The organism is Pedococcus sp. P2_A3, from assembly GCF_056405035.1.
The window spans coordinates 1-21,483 of record NZ_JBFUCW010000017.1; the positions used below are offsets into that span (position 1 = coordinate 1).

The following is a 21,483-nucleotide window of genomic DNA, read 5'->3' on the forward strand; positions in this document are numbered from 1 at the left end:
CCTCCTGCAACCTGAGCGCCCCAGGGGGCGCTCACGTTGCAGGACAGGTCAGGGGAGGTCAGGGGCGAAGCAGGCGGGCGGCCTCGAGGGCGTAGTAGGTGAGGATGATCTGCGCGCCGGCCCGACGGATGTTGAGCAGCGACTCCATCATCGCCCGCTCCCGGTCGATCCAGCCGTTGGCCGACGCCGCCTCGATCATCGAGTACTCGCCCGAGATCTGGTAGGCCGCCACCGGGACCGTCGACACGGCCGCAGCCGCCGCGACGACGTCGAGGTGGGGCATGGCGGGCTTGACCATGACGATGTCGGCGCCCTCGGCGATGTCGAGCTCGAGCTCGCGCAGCGCCTCGGTCGCGTTGGCCGGGTCCTGCTGGTAGGTCGCCCGGTCTCCCTCGAGCGAGGACTGCACTGCCTCGCGGAACGGACCGTAGAGACCAGAGGTGTACTTCGCGGCATACGCCAGGAGCACGGTGTCGGTGAACCCCTCGGCATCCAGGGCGGCACGGACGTGGGCCACCTGGCCGTCCATCATCCCCGAGAGCCCCAGCACGTGGGCTCCCGCGCGGGCCTGCGCCAGGCCCATCGCGGCATACCGCTCGAGCGTGGCGTCGTTGTCCACCCGCCCGTCCTCGGTGAGGACCCCGCAGTGGCCGTGGTCGGTGAACTCGTCGAGGCACAGGTCGGCCATCACGACGATCCGACTCCCCACGGCGTCGGCGACCGCCCGCAGGGCGACATTGAGTATGCCGTCGGGGTCGTCGGCGCCGGAGCCGACGGCGTCCTTGTCGACCGGTACGCCGAAGAGCATGATCCCGCCGAGGCCCGCGTCAGCCGCCTCACGGGCGGTCGCCACGAGCGACTCGAGGGTGTGTTGGACGACGCCGGGCATGGCCGAGATCGGTTGGGGCTCGTCGATGCCCTCGCGGACGAACACCGGCAGCACCAGCTCGGCCGGGTCGAGCCGGGTCTCGGCGACCAGCCTGCGCATCGCCACGGACTGCCGCAGCCGGCGGGGCCGGATCACCGGTCCCACCGGCTGCGAGTGGTCAGCCTGCGCTTGATCGGCCACCGGGGCTACTTGGCCCGACGGCGCGACGCGGACTTCTTGGCGCTCGGGCGCAGCACCGGCTCCCCGGCCTCGGCCGCAGCCGCAGCGAGGCCCAGGCCGTAGTCGGCCAGGGCGTCGACCAGCGAGTCGGACGACGCCTCGGGGGCCAGGACGTCGACCCGCAGGCCGTGCTCCTCGGCCGTCTTGGCGGTGGCCGGACCGATGCACGCGATCACCGTCGACGGGTGCGGCTTGCCGGCGATGCCGACGAGGTTGCGCACCGTCGAGGAGGACGTGAACACGGCGGCGTCGAACTGCCCGCCCTTGATGGCCTCGCGGATGTGGGCAGCCGGGGGGGCTGCGCGCACGGTGCGGTAGGCGGTGACGTCGTCCACCTCCCAGCCCATCTCCTGCAGACCTGCGACCAGGGTGTCGGTGGCGATGTCGGCCCGCGGCAGGAAGACCCGGTTGATCGGGTCCAGCACCTCGTCGAACGGCGGCCAGTCCGCGAGCAGCCCGTGGGCGGACTGCTCACCCGACGGCACGAGGTCGGGCACGATGCCCCACTCGCGCAGGGCGGCCGCGGTGACGCCCCCCACGGCGGCGATCTTCAGGCCGGCGAACGCCCGGGCGTCGAGACCGAACTCCTCGAACTTCTCCCGCACCGCCTTCACGGCGTTGACCGAGGTGAAGCCGATCCACTCGTAGCGCCCGGTGACCAGGCCCTTGACCGCCCGCTCCATCTGCTGGGGCGTGCGGGGCGGCTCGACCGAGATCGTCGGGACGACCTCGGCGGTGGCACCGAACGACTCGAGCCGGGCGATGGTGGAGCCGGACTGCTCCTTGGTGCGGGGCACCAGGACGTTCCAGCCGAAGAGCGGCTTGGTCTCGAACCAGGAGAGGTTCTCGCGGAGGGCCACGGTCGAGCCAACCACGGCGAGGGCCGGGAACTCCAGGGTCTTCATGACCTTGGCGACCCCACCCAGGGTCGTGACCCGGGTGGCCTGGCGGATGGTGGTCCCGCGCTCGGTGAGGGCGACCGGGCTGTCCGCGGGCCGACCGGCAGCGAGGAGCTTGCCGAGGGCAGTGCCGAGGTCGTCGGGCTGGCCCAGGAGCACGACGGTGACCGACTCGGCCACCGAAGCGGCCCAGTCGACGTGCCGGTCGTTCGCCGAGATCACGTGGACGGCCGGCGAGCTGCTCGACGTGAGCGGGATGCCGGCATACGCGGGCACCGCCGAGACGGCGCTGACCCCGGGGACGATGTCGAACCCGATGCCGGCCTTCTGGCAGGCGAGGGCTTCCTCGGCGAGGCCGTTGAACATGGCCGGGTCGCCGTCCATGAGACGGACGACCAGCCCGCCCGAGGCGGACTTCGCGGCCTTGACGACCAGCTTGGCCCGCATGGCGTGGGTCAGCGGCTGCCCGTGGTCGCCGTGACCGGCATCGATGACCTCCACGTCCTCACGGCAGTGGCGGTTCACGACGGCTTCGCGAGCGACCTGGTCGATGACGACCACGTCGGCCGCCGCGAGGAACTCCAGGGACCGGACCGTCATGAGGCCGGCGTCGCCGGGGCCGGCGCCGACGAAGGCGACGCGACCCGGCAGCCGGCTCGGGCGAGCGGTCGAGCCCGTCGAGGTGGTGGTCGAGGTGGCGGTGGTGGGGGTGGTCGAGCGCGTGGGGCTCACAGTGCACGCTCCGTGCTGTCGTGTTCGGGTATGCGGTCGGTGCTGCTGTCGGGGCCGGCGAGCGGATCGGGTCCGGTCGCCCCGGGTGGGTCTGGGGTCCTGCAACCTGGGCGCCCTCCGGGGTGCTCAGGTTGCGGGAAGAGCAGGTCGCCGCCGTCCTCGAGCAGGAGCACGGCGAGCCGTCGGCCCAGCGCCTCCGCGTCGTCGGCGCCACCCACGAGGGAGCGCCGCAGGTCGAACGAACCGTCGACAGCGCCGACGAACGCCCGCAGCGACAGCTCGAGGCCGTCCTCACCCTCGACGACCTCGGCGAGCGCCCCCACGGGAGCGGAGCAGCCGGCTTCGAGGGCGGCGAGGACGGCGCGCTCAGCGGTGACGCAGGCGCGGGTGTCGGGGTCGTCGAGCACTGCCAGCGCCGCCAGGGTGGCCACGTCGTCGGCGCGGCACTCGACCGCGAGGGCACCCTGACCCGGCGCTGGGAGCATCTGGAGCGGGTCGATGACCTCGGCCACGTCGTCGAGCCGTCCGAGGCGGGCCAGCCCGGCCCGCGCGAGCACGACACCGTCGAGGGCGCCGTCCTTCACCAGGGCGATGCGGGTGTCGACGTTGCCGCGGATGTCCTTGAACGACAGCCCGAGGCCGAGAGCGGCGAGCTGGGCCACCCGACGTGGGGAGCCGGTGCCGACGACCGCGCCCTCGCCGAGCTCACCCAGGGTGCGTCCGCCGGAGGCGACCAGGACGTCACGGGGGTCCTCGCGGACCGGCACGGCCGCGACGACGAGCCCGGGCTCGGGGGTCGTGGGCAGGTCCTTGAGGGAGTGCACGGCGACGTCGACCTCCCCGGCGAGCAGCGCCCGGCGCAGCGCGGCCGCGAAGACGCCGGTGCCACCGATGGACGCCAGCGAGGCGGTCGAGGTGTCGCCCTCGGTGACGATCTCCACGAGCTCGACGGCGTGACCCCGAGCGCGAAGCAGGTCGGCCACCCAGGTCGACTGGGTGGTCGCGAGCGCACTGCGCCGGGTGCCCAGGCGCAGGCTCAGCGGGGTGGCGGCAGGGGCGTTCACGGCATACCTCCCCGCTCGGGCGGCGGGACGGATGCCGTGGCGGCCTCGCCGGGGCGCAGGTCGAACAGCTCGCGCAGGGCCTCGGCGTAGTCGGCCCCCTGGCCGCCCACGGCGCGCTCCTTCACCCGGATGGTCGGGGTGTGCAGCAGCTTCTCGACGATGCGGTGCACCGCGAGCTGCACCTCGGCGCGCGCGACGTCGTCGAGGTCGGGCAGCCGCTGGTCGAGGCGGGTCAGCTCGCCGGCGACGACGTCGGCGGCGTGCGAGCGCAGGGCTGCGACCGTCGGCGCGACGCTCTCCGCGGCGCGGGAGGTGAGGTATGCCGCGACCTCACCGATGACGAGGTCGGCCACCTCGCTCACCTGCGGCGGGGTCTGCCCACCGGACAGCTCCTCCCCGAGGGCACCCAGGCCGGCGAGGGTCACCCCGCTGAGGGAGGCGACCTCGGGGGCGACGTCGTGGGGCAGGGCGAGGTCGATGTACGCCTGCGGGCGACCGGCCCGGGCCACCTGCGCGTCACCGGCGGTCGTGAGGTCGACGACCACGCCGGTCGACCCGGTGCAGGAGATCACCACGTCGGCGCCCGCGAGGGCGGCGGGCAGGTCGTGGAGGGGGCGGGCGGTGGCGCCGGTGCGCTCGGCCAGCCGCGCCGCCTTGGCGAGGGTGCGGTTGAGGATGGTGAGGCCGGCAGCGCCGCGGCGGGCCACGGTGGTCGCGGCGAGCGAGCTCATGCCTCCCGCACCGACGACGAGCACCTGGAGGTCGGCCAAGGGGCCCAGCTCGCGCTCGGCCCGGGCCAGCCCGGCCTCGACCAGCGAGACGCTGACGGCGTCGATGCCGGTCTCGGTGTGGGCCCGCTTGCCCACCCGGAGCGCTTGCTGGAAGAGGGTGTTGAGGGCCGGCCCGGCGTGCCCGGACTTCTGCGACTCGCGCAGCGCGGTGCGCATCTGGCCGAGGATCTGGGCCTCCCCCACCGCCATCGAGTCGAGCCCGCAGGCGACCGTGAAGGCGTGGGCGATGGCGCGGTCCTCGTAGTGGACGTACAGGTGCTCCCGCAGCTCGTCACGGGAGACGCCGGTCACCTCGGTGAGCGCGTCGGCGATGTCGGTGACGGCGCCGTGGAAGGTCGCCGACTCGGCGTAGACCTCGGTGCGGTTGCACGTGGAGACGACGATCGCCTCGGTGAGGTTCTCGCGACCGGTCAGGCTGGCCGACAAGGCGCGGCGGCCGGCGGCGTCGAGGGTCATCGCCTCGAGGAGCGGCAGCGGCGCCGTGTGGTGGGACAGGCCCAGGATCACCAGGCTCATCGACCCACCACGCTGTCGATGGGCTGGGGGTCGACGGCATCGAGCCCGACGGCGCCGAGCGCGCCACCGGCCGCGAGCGCCTTGCGCTGCTCGTGGAAGGCGAGGATCTGCAGCTCGGTGGAGAGGTCGACCTTGCGGACGTCGACGTCGTCGGGCACGACGAGCACGCACGGGGCGAAGTTGAGGATGGAGCGGACCCCGGCGGCCACGAGCTGGTCGCACACGTCCTGGGCGGAGGCGGCCGGGGTGGCGATCACGCCGATGGCCAGCCCCTGCTCGGCGACCAGCTCGTCGAGGACGGTCATGGGCTGCACGGTGATGCCGGCGATCTCCTGGCCGAGCAGGCCGGCGTCCTGGTCGAGGAGCGCCACGACACGGAACCCCCGCGTGGCGAACCCGCTGTAGGCCGCGAGCGCGTGACCGAGGTTCCCCATGCCGACGATGGCGACGGGCCAGTCCTGGGTCAGGCCGAGCTCACGGCTGATCTGGTAGGCGAGGTGGTCCACCTCGTAGCCCACCCCCCGTACGCCGTAGGAGCCGAGGTGGGACAGGTCCTTGCGGAGCTTCGCGCTGCGCACCCCTGCCGCGGAGGCCAGCTCCTCGGAGGACACCGACGTGATCCCGCGTTCCGCCAGGCCGGTCAGGGCACGGAGGTACTCGGGTAGCCGTGCGACCGTGGCGTCGGGAATACCCCGACGGGCGCTCGGGTCGGCAGACACAGTCTTTTCCGGCTCCTTCTCATCACTGGCAGTCCGCGCCTGGCTGGGGCGGACGGGAGCCTCTGCAGATTACGCTTTTGTGAACGGATGCACAAAGTCACAAGCAGCCGTCTCGTCGGGGGCGTGAGCCGCGTCACTTCGAGCGTGCCAGGGCCGCCCGCAGGCGGGCTTCGTCGACCCGCCAGTAGTCGTGCTGGCGCCCGTCGACGAAGGTCACCGGGATCTGCTCCCAGTACTGCTCCTTCAGGGCCGGGTCGTCCTCGATCGAGAGCTCCTCCCAGCCCACGCCGAGCTCGGCGGCCACCCGGACGATGACGTCGCGGGCGTCCTCGCACAGGTGGCAGCCCGGCTTGCTGACCAGCGTGATGCGCACGGCGGGAGCGGGGGCTTCAGGCACCCCCCGAGCGTATGCCGTGTCCGCGGCACACCGAACACGTCCCCGCGCGCTGTGCTCGGCCGCGGCGCGAGGTGGGGGAGGGGGAAGGGCGCGGATGGAGGCGCTGTGCCGTGCCCCACCCTCAGGGGCACTGCAGAGCCGGCCGGGCACGGTCCTAGGCTGGCCGCCATGACCGATCGGGCGAGCGACCTGGACCAGGCCATCGCCGTGCCGCGCGACCCGACGGCAGCAGCCTTCTTCGACGTCGACAACACCGTGATGCGGGGCGCAAGCATCTGGCACCTCGCCCTCGGGCTCTATCGCCGCGACTTCTTCACCGCCCGTGACGTGGGCGCGATGGCCTGGAAGCAGCTGCGCTTCGCGGCCCTGGGCGAGAGCCTCGCGCACGTCGAGAAGATCCGCGAGCAGGCGCTCGGCTTCATCGCCGGGCACTCGGTGGCCGAGATCGGCGTGATCGGCGAGGAGATCTTCGACGAGGTCATGCAGGACAAGATCTGGCCCGGCACCCGCGCCCTGACCCGCATGCACCTCGACGAGGGCCAGGAGGTCTGGCTCGTCACCGCGACCCCCGTGGAGGTCGCGCAGGTGATCGCCGACCGCCTCGGGCTCACCGGCGCGCTGGGCACCGTGGCCGAGTCCGTCGACGGCATCTACACCGGCAGGCTCGCCGGCGAGCCGCTGCACGGCGCGGCCAAGGCCGCGGCGATCGAGACCCTGGCCCGCGAGCGCGGGTTCGACCTCAGCCGCTGCTCGGCCTACTCGGACTCGGCCAACGACATCCCGATGCTCTCCCTCGTCGGGCACCCCTGCGCCATCAACCCCGACGGGGCCCTGCACGACCACGCCAAGGCAAACGGGTGGACCATCCGTGACTACCGCACCGGGCGCCGCGCCGCGAAGGTGGGCGCCCAGGCCGTCGTGGCCACGGCACTCGCGGGGGCCCTGGCTGCCGCCGCGTCCCGACGCCGGTCCCGCTAGCGCCAGGACCTGGACTCTCGCACTGTGGTGCAGGTCTCCTGACAAACAGTCAGATATCGGGGAAACTGTCCCGGTCAGGAGGCCCCCATCCGGATCCGTGCACGTCGCAGCGCCGCGAGCCGACTCGCGGTGCTCCGTCCTGCCCGAAGCGGTCCGGCCTGGGCAACGAGCATCCCGGCCCTGGGTTACGCGGGCACCCGCGACCACGGAATGGGACCGGCGACCGCGGACTTCCTCGCCAGCCTCCGGGTGCTGCTCACCCTCGCCGGAGACGCAGGCACGCTGTCGGGGGGCGGGTCGGGGCACCCGGGCGGCTCGGCGGCCAGGGCGGGCTTCGGGCCCGGCGAGGCGCCCCAGGACTTCGAGCGCGTCTCGGCGCTGGTGGAGCTGGCGCAACGCGGTGACAGCGAGGCGTTCGGCCTCCTCTACGAGCGCTATGTCGACGTGGTCTTCCGCTACGTCTACGTGCGCGTGGGTGGGCGGCAGCTCGCCGAGGACATCACCTCCGAGACGTTCCTGCGGGCCCTGCGGCGCATGGACACCTTCTCCTGGCAGGGCCGCGACATCGCGGCATGGTTCATCACCATCGCCCGCAACCTCATCACCGACAACGCCAAGTCCGCGCGGTTCCGCATGGAGGTCTCGACCGCCGACATGCTCGACGCCGACCCGCGGGTGGAGGCCGCCCCCGACCACGAGGTGCTCGAACGACTGCGCAACGAGCGCCTGCTCGACGCCGTGAAGGGGCTCAAGCCCGAGCAGGCCGAGTGCGTGGTGCTGCGGTTCCTCCAGGGGCTCACCCTCGCCGAGACGGCCAAGGTCCTCGGCAAGTCCGAGGGAGCGGTCAAGCAGCTCCAGCTGCGCGCCGTCCGCGCCCTCCACCGGGAGCTCGCCGATGTCGAGCTCTGAGTCGGTCGTGCCCCCCGCCCTGCGCCCCGCCGCGCCCTCCGCCGTGCGCTCCGCCGTGCGCTCCGCCGTGCGGCCCTCCGAGCGCCCGCAGACCCGGTCCGGGCTCGTCGAGTTTCGCTACGTGTCGACGCGTAACTTCCGCGGGCGTCGCTCGTTCTCAGCACGAGAGACCATCATCGACACCTCGTGGACCACGTCAGCGGATCCCGAACGCGTCGCCGCAGGGCTGGGGAGGGAGAAGCCGGCATGCCAGTACTGAACCGTTCGGCGGACCGCTTCCAGCGCGCCCTGGAGGGCGAGCGCGTCACCGACGCGGGGCTCGCCGAGCTCGTGGCGACGAGCCGCCACCTCGGGGGACTCACCTCGAGCGTGCCCGCCGCCGATCCCGCGTTCGTCGCGACCCTGCGCGAGCGGCTGATGGTCGAAGCTGCCCGGATGCCCGCACCGAGCCCGGTCGCCGCCAAGGCGGCCGCCGCCCGTCGGGCGGCGTCGCGCACCACCCCGGTGGTCGTGGTCGTGGGTCGTGGCCTGCCTCGGCTGCTGGCCGGTGCCGCCGCCTCGGCCCTCCTCGTGGGTGGGGTCGTCGGCGCCGTCTCCCGGGGCGCCGTTCCCGGTCAGGCGCTGTACCCCGTCAAGAGCTGGCTCGACGGCGTCGCGGTGCGACTGGCCGACTCCGACCTCGAACGCGGCCAGACCTACCTCTCGCAGGCCCAGGACCACGTCTCCGACGCCCGCGACCTCGCCGAGCGCGACAGCAAGGACGCCGGCGACATCGACACCGCCCTGGTGGCTGCGACCGACGCCGTGCGCAAGGGCAGCCAGGCGCTCGACACGGCCTACGCGACCACGGGCAACCCGCAGGCGCTGATCGCGATGCGCGACTTCACCGCCCGCACCCTGCCCCAGCTCGAGGCGCTGCGCACCGAGGTGCCCGCCGAGTCGCTGCCGAAGCTCGCGGCCCTCGAAGCACTCCTGCGCGACACCGAGGAGAGCACGGCCCGACGGATCGCAGCGTGTGGGAGCGACTGCAGCGCTGCGCTCTCGTCGACGCTCGGGCCGACATCGCTGCCGGGCTCGGCCACCACCGCGCCCTCGGGGTCGCCCACGGCATCCGGCGGCGTGACCGTCCCCGACACGGCCGTGACCGTGCCCGGCGGGGTGCCGGTGCCGGGCGGCTCGGGCAGCACCGGCCCGGTCCTCGGCGGCGGCGGGGGCGGTTCGACCGTGGGCACCGGCGGTGCGAGCGTCGGGCTGCCGACCCTGAGCGTGTCGGTGCCGATCGTCCCGTCCGCGACGGGCACGGTGCCGCTCCCCACCGTGAGCGTGGGCACGAGCAGCGTGGCCGCGACCGTCCCCAGCAGCACGCTCGGGCCGGTCACCCTGCCCGGCGTGACGCTGACCCTCCCCTGACCGTCCCTGGGCGGCCGTCCCCCAAGCCGTCCGCTGGCCCGTCTCCCGACGCGCCTCCTCGGCCGCAGGGGCCGGACGGACCCGACGGTCCACAGGAAGGCCGGTCAGAAGAAGACGGAACGACGCTGCATCAGCAACGAGTACAACGTCTGCTGGATCGTCTCGCGCACCTGGTCGGTGAGGTCGAAGACGAGCATCGGGTCGTCGGCGGCGTTCGGGCCGAGGTCGGCCGTCTCCACCGGTGACCCGAACTCGATGATCCACTTGCTGGGCAACGGGATCAGGCCGAGCGGACCGAGCAGGGGCCAGGTCGGGGTGATCGGCGCGTAGGGCGCCCCCAGCAGCCGCGCCACCGTCTTCATGTTGCCGATGATCGGGTAGATCTCCTCGGCCCCGACGATCGAGCACGGGATGATCGGGACGCCCGTGCGCAGCGCAGCCGACACGAAGCCCCCGCGCCCGAAGCGCTGCAGCTTGTAGCGCTCGCTGAAGGGTTTGCCGACTCCCTTGAAGCCTTCCGGCCACACGCCACAGAGCTCGCCGCTCGACAGCAGCCGCTCGGCGTCGGGGTTGGCGGCCAGGGTCGACCCCGACTTGCGGGCGATCTGCCCGACCACCGGGGTCTGGAAGACCAGGTCTGCCCCCAGCATGCGCAGGTGACGGTGGGCCGGGTGCTCGTCGTGCACCGCCACCTGGGTCATCAGCGAGTCCATCGCGATGGTGCCGGAGTGGTTGGCCACGACCAGCCCGCCGCCCTCCGAGGGGATGTTCTCGATGCCGCGCACCTCGACGCGGAACCACGACCGGTAGAGCGGGCGGAGGACGGGCAGGTAGAAGTGCCGGGTGAAGTCCTCGTCGAAGCCGAACTCGTCGACGGTGTAGTCGCCGGTCACCCGTCGCCGCACGAACGACAGCAGCGAGGCGATGTGGCGCTCGACGTCGTCGGGCGAGATGCCGGCAGCCTCYGCCGCCACCCGCACGGCCCCGATGCCAGCCGTGAGCAGCTCCTCGACCCCGGGCGCGACGCTGCGCGAGCCCGCACCCGAGGCTGCGTCGACGACCTCGGGGAGCACGACGTCGTCGCTGACGGCCTTGAGCGCGCGCACCCTCGGACCCTGGGTATGCCGCGCGGCCGGCTTCGGCCCGGCCGCAGCCTCCGGTGCAGCGGCAGTGGACCGCGGTTTCATCGCCTTGCCGGGCTTCGTGCGCGCCCCCGACCGGGCCAGCGCATTGCGGGTCGGCACCGCCTTGGCCACCGGGCGTGGACGGTGCTTGCCGCTCCCCGCCGTCGTGGCGCGCGCCGTGGTCGCGGGAACGGCGGCCTCGGTCGCCGCAGCCGCGGTGTCGGACCGACCCGCGTCAGCGCTGACCTCGGTCGCGGCTGACGCAGGGTCGGAACGGGTCGCGGTCGCGTCGGCCGCGGCGATGAGCGGTGTGCTGCGTCGCTTGGCCCGCTCCCCCGAGGCGCGGGCGGCGCCTGCCGCGAGGGCACCCTTGCGCGCCGTCGGCTTCTTCGGCGCCTTGGCGCCGGACGTCGAGGCCATCAGTCGTTCCTCCCTGCAGCCCACACGTGGCTGATCGCGCTGGCGGCGCTTCCCGCCGCGCCGGTGACGGCCGCGCCGAACATCCCGACACCGGGGATCGCCGAGCCGACGCCTTGGGCGTAGTCCTGGAAGGCGGCGCGGGTCGTGTACGCGGGTTCGAAGCCCAGCACCTCACGCATCCGTCGGGTGTCCAGGCCGCGGCCGTAGGCCAGGAACTGGATCTGGTCGCTGCTGAAGTCGGCGAGGCCGGAGCGCTTGACCAGGTTGCCGAAGATCCCGGCAGCGGGCATCGGCACGGGCACGATCGGTCGACCGACCATTCCCGCCGCCTGCCCGACCGTGATCACCCCGTCGCCGGCGATGTTGGTGATGCCGCTGCTGGGGCCGGTCGTGGCGAGCAGCAGCGAGGCGATGGCATCGCTCTCGTGGACGAACTGGAGCCGGGCGTCGTAGCCGAAGGGAACGGGCACGACCGGGAGCGCGAAGTAGTCGGTCAGGGACGTGCGGATGCCGCGGCCGATGATGTTCGCGAAGCGCAGCATGGAGATCTCGACGTCGGGGCGACGGCGCGAGAAGCCTCGCACGTAACCCTCCACCTCGACCGAGTCCTTGCCGAAACCCGCACGGGGCAACGACTTCGGGCCCATGTCCTCGGTGAACATCGCGGGGTCGCGCGGGCTGGACCCGTAGACCGCGGCCGACGACTTCACGACCAGGCGTTTGATGCTGGTCGCCTTCTGGCACGCAGCGAGCAGCTGCATCGTGCCGATGACGTTGATCTCCTTCTGGGAGGTCCGACCCCCCGCGTGGGTCGGGGTCGCGATGACGTTCATGTGCACGACCGTGTCGACCTCGGACTGCGCGATGATCTTGCCGATCATCGGGTTCCGGATGTCGGCGCGCACGAACTCGGCGCGACCGATGTCGCCGGGCGGGGGAATCACGTCGACCCCGATGACGCGCTTGACCGACGGGTCGGCCGTCAGGGCGCGGGCGAACTGCCCCCCGAGATACCTCGAGACGCCCGTCACCAGCACGACGTCAGCCACAGTGCAGACCCTACCGACCGGGCTCACCGGCGTGAGCGGGACGTCCATCCAGCAGCCGCGCGCAGGCAGGAACGCCCCCGCCTGCGGGCAGAACAAAGGCCCCCGCGCTGCAGGGGCCTTCGGTCACTTCTTGTTGCGACGCTGGTGGCGCGTCTTGCGAAGCAGCTTGCGGTGCTTCTTCTTCGCCATGCGCTTGCGGCGCTTCTTGATGACAGAGCCCATGATGTCCTCTTGGTCGTGGTCGTGTTGCCGGACGGGGCAACGAACGCACCACGCCGAACTGTGGACGTCACTCTAGCGGCCTGCGACCCCGCGACCCAAACCCACTGCCTCGCGAGCGGGCCGAAGGGCGGTGCCGAGCGTCCTGCGGAGGCGGGTGCGGTGAGCAGGGCGGCGCCCCCTGGCGGCGATCCGTCACGCCCACGTCGCGACGCCGCCAGAACTGGCCAGTAACCCCGTGCCCCGACGTCTCGTTGTCACGCCACCCGGGCCGGTGAGAGCCCGCAGAGCGCAGGAGACGTCGACCATGTCCCGTAAGCACCCCGCTGTCCGACCACTGGGAATCGGGGTGTGCCTGCTGACCGCAGCCGCCACCGCGCTCCCCCTGTCCACCGCGTCGGCCGCCCTGACCACCGCCCCGGTGCTCCCCGCCCTCGGCGACACCGTCGACGCGCTCACGACGACCCTCGACACCCGGGCGGTCAAGGACGCCGTCGTGCCCACGACGGCCGCCCGCACCGCGGCGTCCGCGTTGCTCGCCAAGGCCGGCAGCGGCACCCGCGCCACCTGGGACGAGCGGTTCGGCACGCTGCGATCGGTGCGCACTGACGGCTACCTCACCGCGGCGACCAGCGGCTCGGCCGTCGACGTCGCCCGGGGCTGGCTGCGCGCCAACGCGGCGGCCTTCGGGCTCAGCGCCGCCCAGGTCGACGCGCTCGCCGTGGTCCGCGACCACGCGCTGCCCACCACCGACACGCACGTCGTGGACTTCGTCCAGACCACCAGCGGGGTCGCCGCCGCCCGCGGCGGGCGCCTCAACGTCGCCGTGACCAAGGACGGCAGGATCCTCTCGTATGCCGGTGACCCCACGCCCGGGGCGGACCTCACCGGCGGGTGGTTGCTCGGCGAGGCGACCGCGCTGGTGAAGGTCGCCGGCGCGCTCGCACCGGGCGTGGCCTACGCCCCCACGGCGACTGGCACGCAGGCCGGCTACACCACCTACGCGAGCGGGCCCTTCGGTGGACCGTCGTACGTGAAGAAGGTGACCTTCGGGACCAAGGCCGGCCCCGTCGCGGCATACAAGGTGTACTTCATCAAGAGCCCGCAGGAGGCCTGGGAGGTCGTCGTCGACGGCACCACGGGGCGCACCCTCTACCGGACGTCCGTCGTCGACTTCGAGGGCGACCCGCAGGGCACCGTCTACGACAACTACCCCGGGGCCGCCCACGGGGGCCAGCCCCGTCAGCAGTCCTTCGGCCCGACGGCGCAGTCGCCCCAGGGCTGGGTCGACCCGACCGGGCTGGTGGGCACCGGGGTCACGACCTACGGCAACAACGCCGACACGTACGCCAACTGGTCCAACTACCTCGGACCCGTGGACAACGCCCCGCGTCCCGTCGCCCCGACCGGCAACTTCAGCTACACCTACACGAACCAGTGGGCGGCCACCAAGGGCCAGACGGTCCCGCCGTCCTACGCCCAGGACCTCGACCCGGCCGCGACCAACCTGTTCTTCCAGCACAACCGGATCCACGACGAGTACTACGCCCTCGGGTTCACCGAGACGGCCGGCAACTTCCAGCTCGACAACGGCAGCAACGGCGGCATGGGCGGCGACCCGATCCGCGGGCTCGTCCAGGCCGGGGCGGCCAGCGGCGGCAACCCGACCTACACCGGCCGCGACAACGCCTACATGCTCACCCTCGACGACGGCATCCCGCCGTGGAGCGGCATGTTCCTGTGGGAGCCCATCGACGACGCCTTCGAGGGCCCCTACCGCGACGGCTCGTTCGACATGAGCGTCATCCAGCACGAGTACACCCACGGCCTGTCCACCCGGTACGTCGCGGGCGGCAGCGCGCTCGGCTCGCACCAGGCCGGCTCGATGGGTGAGGGCTGGTCCGACTGGTACGCCCTCAACCACGGCTTCAACGCCGGGCTGCTCACCCAGCCCATCGTCGGCGACTACGTCACCGGCAACCCCACCCGCGGCATCCGCAACTGGAACTACGACCAGAACCCCACGACCTTCGGCGACATCGGCTACGACCTGACCGGCCCGGAGGTGCACGCCGACGGCGAGATCTGGACCGCGACCCTGTGGGACCTGCGCAAGGCCCTGGTCGCCCGCTACGGCGCCACGCAGGGGGCCGAGGTGGCTGCCCGCCTGGTCACCGACGGGATGCCGCTGACCGCCCCGGACCCCAGCTTCCTCGACGCGCGTGACGGCATCCTCTCCGCCGACCTCGACCGCTACCACGGCGACAACACCGACCTCATCTGGTCGGTCTTCGCCAAGCGCGGCGCGGGCGCCAGTGCCCACTCGAACACCGGGGACGACACCGACCCGACACCCGCGTTCGACCACCCGGTGGCCGCCAGGAACGGCACGGTGGCCCTGACGCTCGTCAACGCGACCACGGGTCAGCCGATCAGCAACGCCAAGGTGATCCTCGGCCGCTTCGAGGCGCGGGTGACCCCGCTCGTCCGCACCGGCTCGTCCGGCGGCGCCAGCATCAAGGCGCTCGCGGGCACCTACCCGCTCACCATCCAGGCACCGGGGTTCGGCGTCCAGACCATCGACGCCTTCGCCGTGACCGCCGGGCGCAACACCGCCAAGACGATCAAGCTCGCCCCCAACCTGGCCTCCACGGCAGCCGGCGCCCAGGTCGTCAGCGTCTCCAGCGAGGACGACGGCGCGCCCGCGAAGTTCGCCTTCGACGACACCGCCGCCTCGGTGTGGTCCACGAAGCCCGGCACCACGGCATACAACGCCGGTCCGGACCAGCGCGTGACCGTGAAGCTCGCGGCGCCCGCGACGGTGAGCAGCCTGCGCGTCAGCGCGTACAAGGCCACCAACGCCTCACGGTTCGTGGCGCTCAAGGACTTCACCGTGCAGACCTCGACCGACGGCGTCAGCTGGACCACGGCCCGCACCGGAGGCTTCGCGTATGCCGCGCCGCGACCGACCGCGCCCGACCTCAACTTCGCGACGTTCGCGCTGGCGAAGCCGGTCAAGGCGGCCTACCTGCGGTTCTTCATCGACTCGGTGCAGGGTGACACGACGACCTCCGCCCAAGTCGCGGACATCGAGGTCTTCGGGGCGGGTGCCACCGTGGCCAACGGCTCGGTCACGCCCGACCCGGCGTACACCGACTCCGGCACGATCGTCGCGCCCAACCCTGCCGCCGGTGACCCGACCGGGCTGCAGAACGTGTTCGGGGTGACCGGCACCGAGATGAACACCGCGTGCACCTTCCCGCCGGCCAGCCAGGGCGCGGACGGTTGGGTGACGAAGTTCCCCTCCGGGTTCTCCGACGGGCTGCACTCGGTCTCGGTCAAGGGCACCAGCGACGCCGACGCGACGGTGGGCCACGACCTGGACCTGTACTTCCTCGACAGCGCGTGCCAGCTCACCGGCTCGGTCGCCACGGCCGCGGCCGACGAGTCGGCGGTCATCCCGCCGGGCTCGGTCTACCTCGTGACCCAGCTCTACACGGGTGCGAACGTCGCGGTGCAGGTCACCGCGGTCGACAACCGCTGAGCCAGCGCTGAGCCAGCCCGCTGACACGGGCGGCTGAGGCCCGCAACGGACAGGGTGGGCCGGGACTGTCGTCCCGGCCCACCCTGTCGTCGTGCGGTCAGCACCAATCAGGCGGTGTCGACGTACGACGTACGCAGGTACTTGTGCACGGCGTCCTCCGGAACCCGGAAGGACCGCCCCACGCGGATGGCGGGAAGCTCTCCTGCGTGCACCATGCGGTACACCGTCATCTTCGACACGCGCATGATCGAGGCCACCTCGGCAACGGTCAAGAACCGCACCTCGGCGAGCTGTCGCTCGTTGGACATGTGTTACCTCGATCTTCTACACGCGCGCATCGCCGGCTTCCCCTCCGGCGGACCTCTACTCGCGTGCAGAAGGAACTGTAGGGGCTGATGTGACTCATGGGGAAGCCAATGGAAAAACTTCTTTCCCGTTGTCCAGTCGACACGCCGTGAGGGGCGTCGGAATCACAACCGTGTCACTCCTGGCCGGTCAGGCCGTCAGTCGAACCAGACGTCCAGACCGTGCAGTCCGAAGACCGCCTGACGGGTCGCCATGATGGCTCGATCCACCTCGTCGTGGGGGTTGTAACCCATGTCCCAGGGCTGGTGCCAGATCGGTCCGTCGGCCGGGTCGAGGTCGCCCATCCGGCGCGGCCCCTCCCGCCCGAACGCCTGCCGCACGTGGTCCAGCCAGTCCTGCGGCACCGGCTCGGTCAGGGCGATCGGCTGGTGGGCCGCGATGGCGGTCAGGTGGGTCCAGCTCCGGGGCACCACCTGCACCAGCTCGTAGCCCCCTCCCCCCAGGGCGACCCAGCGGCCGTCGCAGACCTCGTGCGACAACCGGTGCAAGGAGTCGGCCGCCACCCGCTGCGCGTCCACCGACATCGCCAGGTGGGCGAGCGGGTCCTGGGCATGGGTGTCACAGCCGTGCTGGGTCACCAGCACGTCCGGCTTGAACGCCCGCACCAGCGGAAGGGCGGTCGCGTGCAGCGCCCGCAACCAGGCCGAGTCACCCGTGCCCGGCGGGAGCGCGACGTTGACCGCCTCACCCTGCGCCTGTGCCCCACCGATGTCACCAGCGAAACCGGTGCCCGGGAACAGCGCCCGCCCGGACTCGTGCAGCGAGATGGTGAGGACCCGGGGGTCGTCCCAGAAGATGCGCTCCACCCCGTCGCCGTGGTGGACGTCGACGTCGACGTAGGCCACCCGCTGGGCACCGTGGTCGAGCAGCCACTGGATGCCGACGGCGATGTCGTTGTAGACGCAGAAGCCTGCGGCGTTGCCCGCCATCGCGTGGTGCAACCCACCACAGAAGTTCACGCCGTGCTGGGTGCGCCCCTCCCAGACGTCGGCGCACACCTGGCGGGTCCCCTCGACCACTCGCGCGCTCGCGTCGTGCATGCCGGCGAACCCGGGGTCGTCTTCGGTGCCCAGCCCGTAGGCCGGGTCGGCGGAGCTCGGGTCCAGTGACGCGGCCCGCACCGCGGCGACGTAGTCCGGGGTGTGGACCGTCGTCAGCACCTCGTCCGCCGGTACCGGGGGGGAGAACACCTCGACGCCCGCGTGGTCGAAGACCCCCATCGCCTCACACAGCCGGGCGGTGAGGTCGAGGCGGACCGGGTTCATCGGATGACCCGGCCCGAAGTCGTAGGCGGTGAAGCCTGGGTCCCAGACCACCCGCACCTGTGAGGGCATGGCCCCGACGCTACCCGGAGCCCGACGATTCCGGACAGCACGGTCCCACCTGCAGGGACGCGCTAGCGTGGGAGGTCTCACCATCCCCGATGCCGCGGAGGACCGCAGTGGCGAAGAAGCTCTACGAGGACGACGTCCTCGTGATCGGTCTCGGACGGTTCGGCAGCGCGGTCGCGATCGAGCTGCAGAAGCTCGGTCACCACGTGGTGGCCGTCGAGCGCGACCCCCACCTCGCCGAGTCGTTCCTGGGGAAGGTCGGCCGCATCGTGCAGGCCGATGCCGCCCTGCCGCAGTCGGTCGCCAACCTCAAGGCCCGCAGCTTCCAGATCGCCGTCGTGGGCATCGGCTCCTCCGTCGAGGCCTCGGTGCTCTGCGCCATGAACCTCGTGGACGCCGGCATCCCCACCATCTGGGCCAAGGCGCTCTCCCCGGAGCACGCCCGCATCCTGGACCGGATCGGCGTCCACCACGTCATCTCCCCCGAGGTCGACAGCGGGCGCCGAGTCGCCCACCTCCTCAACGGCAAGCTGATGGACTACATCGAGTTCGACGACGGGTTCGCCATCGTGAAGATGAAGCCGCCGCAGGAGGCCATCGGTTTCACGTTGAAGCAGAGCGCGATCCGCAGCAAGTACGGCGTCACGGTGGTGGGCGTGAAATCACCCAACAGCGACTTCACGTATGCCGTGCCCGAGACCAAGGTGACCGCTCACGACACCCTCATCGTCAGCGGCCCGACGGACCTCCTCGACCGGCTGGCCTCCCGGCCATAACTCTGGGTGCCGCTCCTCCCTGCAGCCCTCGTTCCTCGGGCCGCAGAGCCGGAGTCGTCGCGGCACCCCCGTCTGACGCCCGAGGAACGAGGGTGTCAGGGGAGGAGCCGAGCCAAAGTCACAGAGTGGGGGTGCCGCGGTCCTCGCCGAGCGGGAGCACCATGGCGACCTCGTCGTGGTCGTCATCGTCGCCCCTGACCCGCATGGGTCGTCGGCTGTCGGTGGGACGGAACCCGAACCCGCTCGCGAAGGCGACCGCCCGGCCGTTGTCCGCGCCGACCCAGTAGGCGAGGTGGCTGCGGCCCTGCTTCCTCGCGGCGTCCGCGCCGGCCTGCACGAGCTGGGTGGCGACCCCGGTACCCCGAGCGGCCGGTGCGACCCACAGGCCGAACAGCTCGGCCACCTTCTCGTTGTCCTTCTCGCCGTCCTGGCGGGCCTGTCCCACGCTGGCGACCCCGACCGGTGCGCCCTCCTGCTCGGCGAGCAGGCGCTGGCTGCGACGCATCCGGGTGCGCCAGAAGGCCTCGTCATAGGCGCGTTCCTCCTCGGCGGTCGCCACGAAGGCGTCCGGTGAGTCCTCGAGCGCGCTCAGCCGCACCGACCGGTACTGGTCCCACTCGTCCTCACCCAGGCTGCGCACCGTGATGTCGCTCATGCCCCCACTGTCGCACGATCGAGGGCCCTTCTGTCACGTGGGTTGCTGAGTGTTCACCCAGAGCCGACTGGCCGCTCGCTGAGCACGAGCTCCATCTCGAACTCCGTGATCGACGGGTCGTGGGGCATCGCGCCGGTGCGTCCGGTGGGCTCGAATCCCAGCCGCTCGTACAGCGCCCGGGCCGGCCCGTTCTCGTGGGCGACCTCGAGGACCACGCGGCGCATCCCCTGCTCGGCCGCGGCCTCGAGCACCGTCCGCACCAGGAGCTCGCCGACGCCGAGTCCCCGCGCCGCGGGGTCGACCCACATCCCCACCAGGACGCATTCGTCGACCGGCAGGTCAGGCAGTCGGAACGCGCCGACCGTCCCCACCGGCCGCTCGCCCCACTGGGCGAGCCAGGTCCGCGACCGATCGGGTGGCTGACTGACCAGCTCACGCCACTGGTCGTCGCTTCGCGCCGCCGCCTCGGCGTAGGTCGTCCAGTACGCCCGTGGGGCGCCCCGCAGGGCATCGAGGCGCACCYCCCGGTATGCCGTCCAGTTGCCCTCGTCGACGGGGACCACGCTCAGCTCGGGCGCCCGCTCAGTCATTGCCCGACGCGAGCTCGTGCGAGCGGTTGGCCGCGGCCTCCATGGCCGTGATGAAGGCCGCGCGCACCTTGTGGTCGTCGAGCTGCCGCAGCGCCGCGGCGGTGGTCCCGCCCGGCGACGTGACCTGCTCGCGCAGGACGGTCGGGTGCTGGCCCGTCTCGCGCATCATGGTCGCCGCTCCGAAGAGCGTCTGGACGACCAGCTCGGTGGCGGTCGGGCGGGGCAGGCCGAGCACCACTCCGGCCTCGATCATCGCCTCGACGACGTAGAAGATGTAGGCCGGGCCGCTGCCACTGATCGCGGTGACGGCGTCCTGGTGCTTCTCGGCGACCTGCACCACCCGGCCGCAGGACCGCAGCAGCTCGGCGGCCTCCTCGAGGTGGGCGGCATCGGCGCTGCGCCCGGGGCTGACCGCGGCCATGCCCTGGTCGACCAGCGCGGGAGTGTTCGGCATGACGCGGACGACGGCGACGCCATCGGGCAGCCGGCTCTCGAGGAACTGGGTCGGGATCCCGGCGGCCAGGCTCACCACGAGGTTGCCCGCGCTCACGTGGCCGCGGATCTCCTCGACCAGGCCGGCCATGTCCTGCGGCTTGACGACGAGCACGAGGGTGTCGGCGGCCTCGGCCGCGTCGATGTTCGACATCGCCCGCACGCCGTACCGCTGCGCCAGCTCGTCGGCACGGTCGGGTCGGCGAGCCGTCACGATCAGCTCGTCGGCGCTTCGCCCGGAGCGGATCAGCCCTGACAGCAGCGTCTCGCCCATCACCCCGGCCCCGAGTATTGCCACAGTTCCCATGGCGGCAGTCTTCCAGTCGCGGCGGTCCCGGTGCGCGCCATATCCGCCGGGGCGGGTCAGTTCTTGGTGGCGAGTCCCCGGAGGAAGAACATCGTGTTGGCCGGACGCTCGGCCATGCGGCGCATGAGGTAGCCGTACCACTCCTCGCCGTACGGGATGTAGACCCGCATCTGGTTGCCCCGGTCGGCGATCCGCTTCTGCTCCTCCGGGCGGATGCCGTAGAGCATCTGGAACTCGTAGCTGTCGGGGTCGCGCCGATGGTGCACGGCGAGGGCACCGGCGATCTCGACCAGCCGCGGGTCGTGGCTGGCGACCATCGGGTAGCCCTGGCCGCCCATCAGGATCTTCAGGCACCGCACGTAGTTCTGGTCGACGTCGGAGCTGCTCTGGAAGGCCACCGACTCGGGCTCCTTGTAGGCGCCCTTGCAGAGCCGCACCCGGCTGCCCTCGTGGGCGAGGTCGCGGCAGTCCGCCTCGCTGCGTCGCAGGTAGGACTGGATCACCGCGCCCACCCACGGGAAGTCCTGGCGCAGCTCACGCAAGGACTCCAGGGTGGCGTCGGTGGTGGTGTGGTCCTCCATGTCGAGCGTGACGGTCGTGCCGGCGTTGGCGGCGGCCTGGCAGATCTCGCGGGCGTGCTCGAGCGCGATCTTGTCGCCGTCGCCGGGCAGGTACTGGCCGAGCGCGGAGAGCTTGAGGCTCACCTCACCCATCCCGTGCTGGGACAGGTCGGCGTCGGCCAGGGCCTTGAGCAGCTCGATGTAGTGGTCACGGGTGCGGATCGCCTGCGTGAGGTCGGTGGTGTCCTCGCCGAGGTAGTCGATCGTCGCGAGCCGGTTGGTGGCCCTGAGCTCCGCGGTCGCCGACACCGCGTCCTCGGTGCGGTCCCCGGGGACGAACCGCCGGACCACGCTGCGGCTCACCGGCGCCTTCTCGATCGTCTGTCGCACAGCACCACTCTTGGAGAGCTGGAGCAGGCTGTTGCGCAGCAGGTCACTGGCGTCCACGGCTGTCCTTCCGACCGGTTGCCGCGGAGGTCGCGGCGCGGCGTCAAGGCTAACCGCCGACCCTCCCGCTCGCCGCGCGG

General features: G+C 72.1%; 21 protein-coding genes. 6 read left to right on the plus strand and 15 right to left on the minus strand.

The genetic code is table 11. From position 1 onward, the window contains the following. Positions 1–58: 58 nt before the first annotated feature. The 6 genes from hemB to AC1DX8_RS14190 all read right to left on the minus strand — a co-directional run bounded on the left by hemB (position 59) and on the right by AC1DX8_RS14190 (position 6,226). Positions 59–1,069: a porphobilinogen synthase gene (hemB, locus tag AC1DX8_RS14165; protein ID WP_477630573.1), complete on the minus strand. Its 1,011-nt coding sequence runs from the start codon at positions 1,067–1,069 to the stop codon at positions 59–61. Between the two features lie 5 nt (positions 1,070–1,074). Beyond that, positions 1,075–2,739, minus strand: a complete 1,665-nt coding sequence (locus AC1DX8_RS14170) for a bifunctional uroporphyrinogen-III C-methyltransferase/uroporphyrinogen-III synthase (protein WP_477630574.1) — start codon at positions 2,737–2,739, stop codon at positions 1,075–1,077. Further along, complete coding sequence (gene hemC / locus AC1DX8_RS14175) at positions 2,736–3,803, minus strand: hydroxymethylbilane synthase (protein ID WP_477630575.1); 1,068 nt, start codon at positions 3,801–3,803, stop codon at positions 2,736–2,738. Before hemC ends, AC1DX8_RS14170 begins: the two co-directional genes overlap by 4 nt. Next, positions 3,800–5,110: a glutamyl-tRNA reductase gene (locus tag AC1DX8_RS14180; protein WP_477630576.1), complete on the minus strand. Its 1,311-nt coding sequence runs from the start codon at positions 5,108–5,110 to the stop codon at positions 3,800–3,802. The genes hemC and AC1DX8_RS14180 overlap by 4 nt, the downstream gene beginning before the upstream one ends. Continuing rightward, a complete protein-coding gene (locus tag AC1DX8_RS14185; protein WP_477630577.1) occupies positions 5,107–5,829 on the minus strand; it encodes a redox-sensing transcriptional repressor Rex in 723 nt (240 codons plus the stop codon). The genes AC1DX8_RS14180 and AC1DX8_RS14185 overlap by 4 nt, the downstream gene beginning before the upstream one ends. Before the next feature lie 133 nt (positions 5,830–5,962). Beyond that, positions 5,963–6,226 (minus strand): glutaredoxin family protein, encoded by a 264-nt coding sequence (locus AC1DX8_RS14190; protein WP_477630578.1) that lies wholly within the window; start codon positions 6,224–6,226, stop codon positions 5,963–5,965. A 168-nt stretch (positions 6,227–6,394) separates the two neighbouring features. Here AC1DX8_RS14190 and AC1DX8_RS14195 point away from each other — a divergent pair, with 168 nt between their 5' ends. The 4 genes from AC1DX8_RS14195 (at position 6,395) to AC1DX8_RS14210 (ending at position 9,523) form a co-directional block, all read left to right on the plus strand. After that, positions 6,395–7,204 carry an HAD family hydrolase gene (locus tag AC1DX8_RS14195; protein ID WP_477630579.1) on the plus strand — a complete coding sequence of 270 codons (810 nt, stop codon included), beginning with the start codon at positions 6,395–6,397 and terminating at the stop codon, positions 7,202–7,204. A gap of 129 nt (positions 7,205–7,333) precedes the next feature. Next, a complete protein-coding gene (locus AC1DX8_RS14200) occupies positions 7,334–8,113 on the plus strand; it encodes an RNA polymerase sigma factor (RefSeq protein ID WP_477630580.1) in 780 nt (259 codons plus the stop codon). Next, on the plus strand, positions 8,100–8,372 hold the full coding sequence (locus tag AC1DX8_RS14205; protein WP_477630581.1) for a hypothetical protein: 273 nt from the start codon (positions 8,100–8,102) through the stop codon (positions 8,370–8,372). Before AC1DX8_RS14200 ends, AC1DX8_RS14205 begins: the two co-directional genes overlap by 14 nt. Then, entirely contained in the window at positions 8,360–9,523 is a 1,164-nt protein-coding gene (locus AC1DX8_RS14210; RefSeq protein WP_477630582.1) for a DUF5667 domain-containing protein, read from the plus strand. Before AC1DX8_RS14205 ends, AC1DX8_RS14210 begins: the two co-directional genes overlap by 13 nt. Positions 9,524–9,627: 104 nt before the next feature. Here AC1DX8_RS14210 and AC1DX8_RS14215 read toward each other — a convergent pair whose 3' ends face one another. The 3 genes from AC1DX8_RS14215 to AC1DX8_RS14225 all read right to left on the minus strand — a co-directional run bounded on the left by AC1DX8_RS14215 (position 9,628) and on the right by AC1DX8_RS14225 (position 12,338). Continuing rightward, positions 9,628–11,067: a lysophospholipid acyltransferase family protein gene (locus tag AC1DX8_RS14215; protein ID WP_477630583.1), complete on the minus strand. Its 1,440-nt coding sequence runs from the start codon at positions 11,065–11,067 to the stop codon at positions 9,628–9,630. Continuing rightward, positions 11,067–12,116 carry an NAD-dependent epimerase/dehydratase family protein gene (locus AC1DX8_RS14220; RefSeq protein WP_477630584.1) on the minus strand — a complete coding sequence of 350 codons (1,050 nt, stop codon included), beginning with the start codon at positions 12,114–12,116 and terminating at the stop codon, positions 11,067–11,069. The genes AC1DX8_RS14215 and AC1DX8_RS14220 overlap by 1 nt, the downstream gene beginning before the upstream one ends. 123 nt (positions 12,117–12,239) lie before the next feature. Further along, positions 12,240–12,338 carry a 30S ribosomal protein bS22 gene (locus tag AC1DX8_RS14225; RefSeq protein WP_003792170.1) on the minus strand — a complete coding sequence of 33 codons (99 nt, stop codon included), beginning with the start codon at positions 12,336–12,338 and terminating at the stop codon, positions 12,240–12,242. Positions 12,339–12,642: 304 nt separating this feature from the next. On the opposite strand from AC1DX8_RS14225, the gene AC1DX8_RS14230 reads away from it, so the two are divergent. Further along, the gene (locus tag AC1DX8_RS14230; RefSeq protein WP_477630585.1) at positions 12,643–15,879 is read left to right on the plus strand and encodes a M36 family metallopeptidase; all 3,237 of its coding nucleotides are present in this window, start codon (positions 12,643–12,645) and stop codon (positions 15,877–15,879) included. 107 nt (positions 15,880–15,986) lie between these two features. On the opposite strand, the gene AC1DX8_RS14235 is transcribed toward AC1DX8_RS14230, so the two are convergent. After that, the gene (locus AC1DX8_RS14235) at positions 15,987–16,187 is read right to left on the minus strand and encodes a helix-turn-helix domain-containing protein (protein ID WP_056915613.1); all 201 of its coding nucleotides are present in this window, start codon (positions 16,185–16,187) and stop codon (positions 15,987–15,989) included. Positions 16,188–16,382: 195 nt separating this feature from the next. Continuing rightward, entirely contained in the window at positions 16,383–17,579 is a 1,197-nt protein-coding gene (locus AC1DX8_RS14240; RefSeq protein WP_477630586.1) for an acetoin utilization protein AcuC, read from the minus strand. An 89-nt stretch (positions 17,580–17,668) separates the two neighbouring features. On the opposite strand from AC1DX8_RS14240, the gene AC1DX8_RS14245 reads away from it, so the two are divergent. Beyond that, positions 17,669–18,352, plus strand: a complete 684-nt coding sequence (locus AC1DX8_RS14245; protein ID WP_477630587.1) for a potassium channel family protein — start codon at positions 17,669–17,671, stop codon at positions 18,350–18,352. A gap of 118 nt (positions 18,353–18,470) precedes the next feature. Here AC1DX8_RS14245 and AC1DX8_RS14250 read toward each other — a convergent pair whose 3' ends face one another. From AC1DX8_RS14250 to AC1DX8_RS14265, 4 genes are read right to left on the minus strand one after another with little or no spacing between them, the layout of a single operon-like run. Further along, positions 18,471–19,007: an N-acetyltransferase family protein gene (locus AC1DX8_RS14250; RefSeq protein ID WP_477630588.1), complete on the minus strand. Its 537-nt coding sequence runs from the start codon at positions 19,005–19,007 to the stop codon at positions 18,471–18,473. A gap of 53 nt (positions 19,008–19,060) precedes the next feature. Further along, complete coding sequence (locus AC1DX8_RS14255) at positions 19,061–19,597, minus strand: GNAT family N-acetyltransferase (RefSeq protein WP_477630589.1); 537 nt, start codon at positions 19,595–19,597, stop codon at positions 19,061–19,063. Continuing rightward, the gene (gene proC, locus AC1DX8_RS14260; protein WP_477630590.1) at positions 19,590–20,396 is read right to left on the minus strand and encodes a pyrroline-5-carboxylate reductase; all 807 of its coding nucleotides are present in this window, start codon (positions 20,394–20,396) and stop codon (positions 19,590–19,592) included. The genes AC1DX8_RS14255 and proC overlap by 8 nt, the downstream gene beginning before the upstream one ends. Positions 20,397–20,452: 56 nt before the next feature. Then, a complete protein-coding gene (locus AC1DX8_RS14265; RefSeq protein WP_477630591.1) occupies positions 20,453–21,403 on the minus strand; it encodes a proline dehydrogenase family protein in 951 nt (316 codons plus the stop codon). Positions 21,404–21,483: the final 80 nt, after the last annotated feature.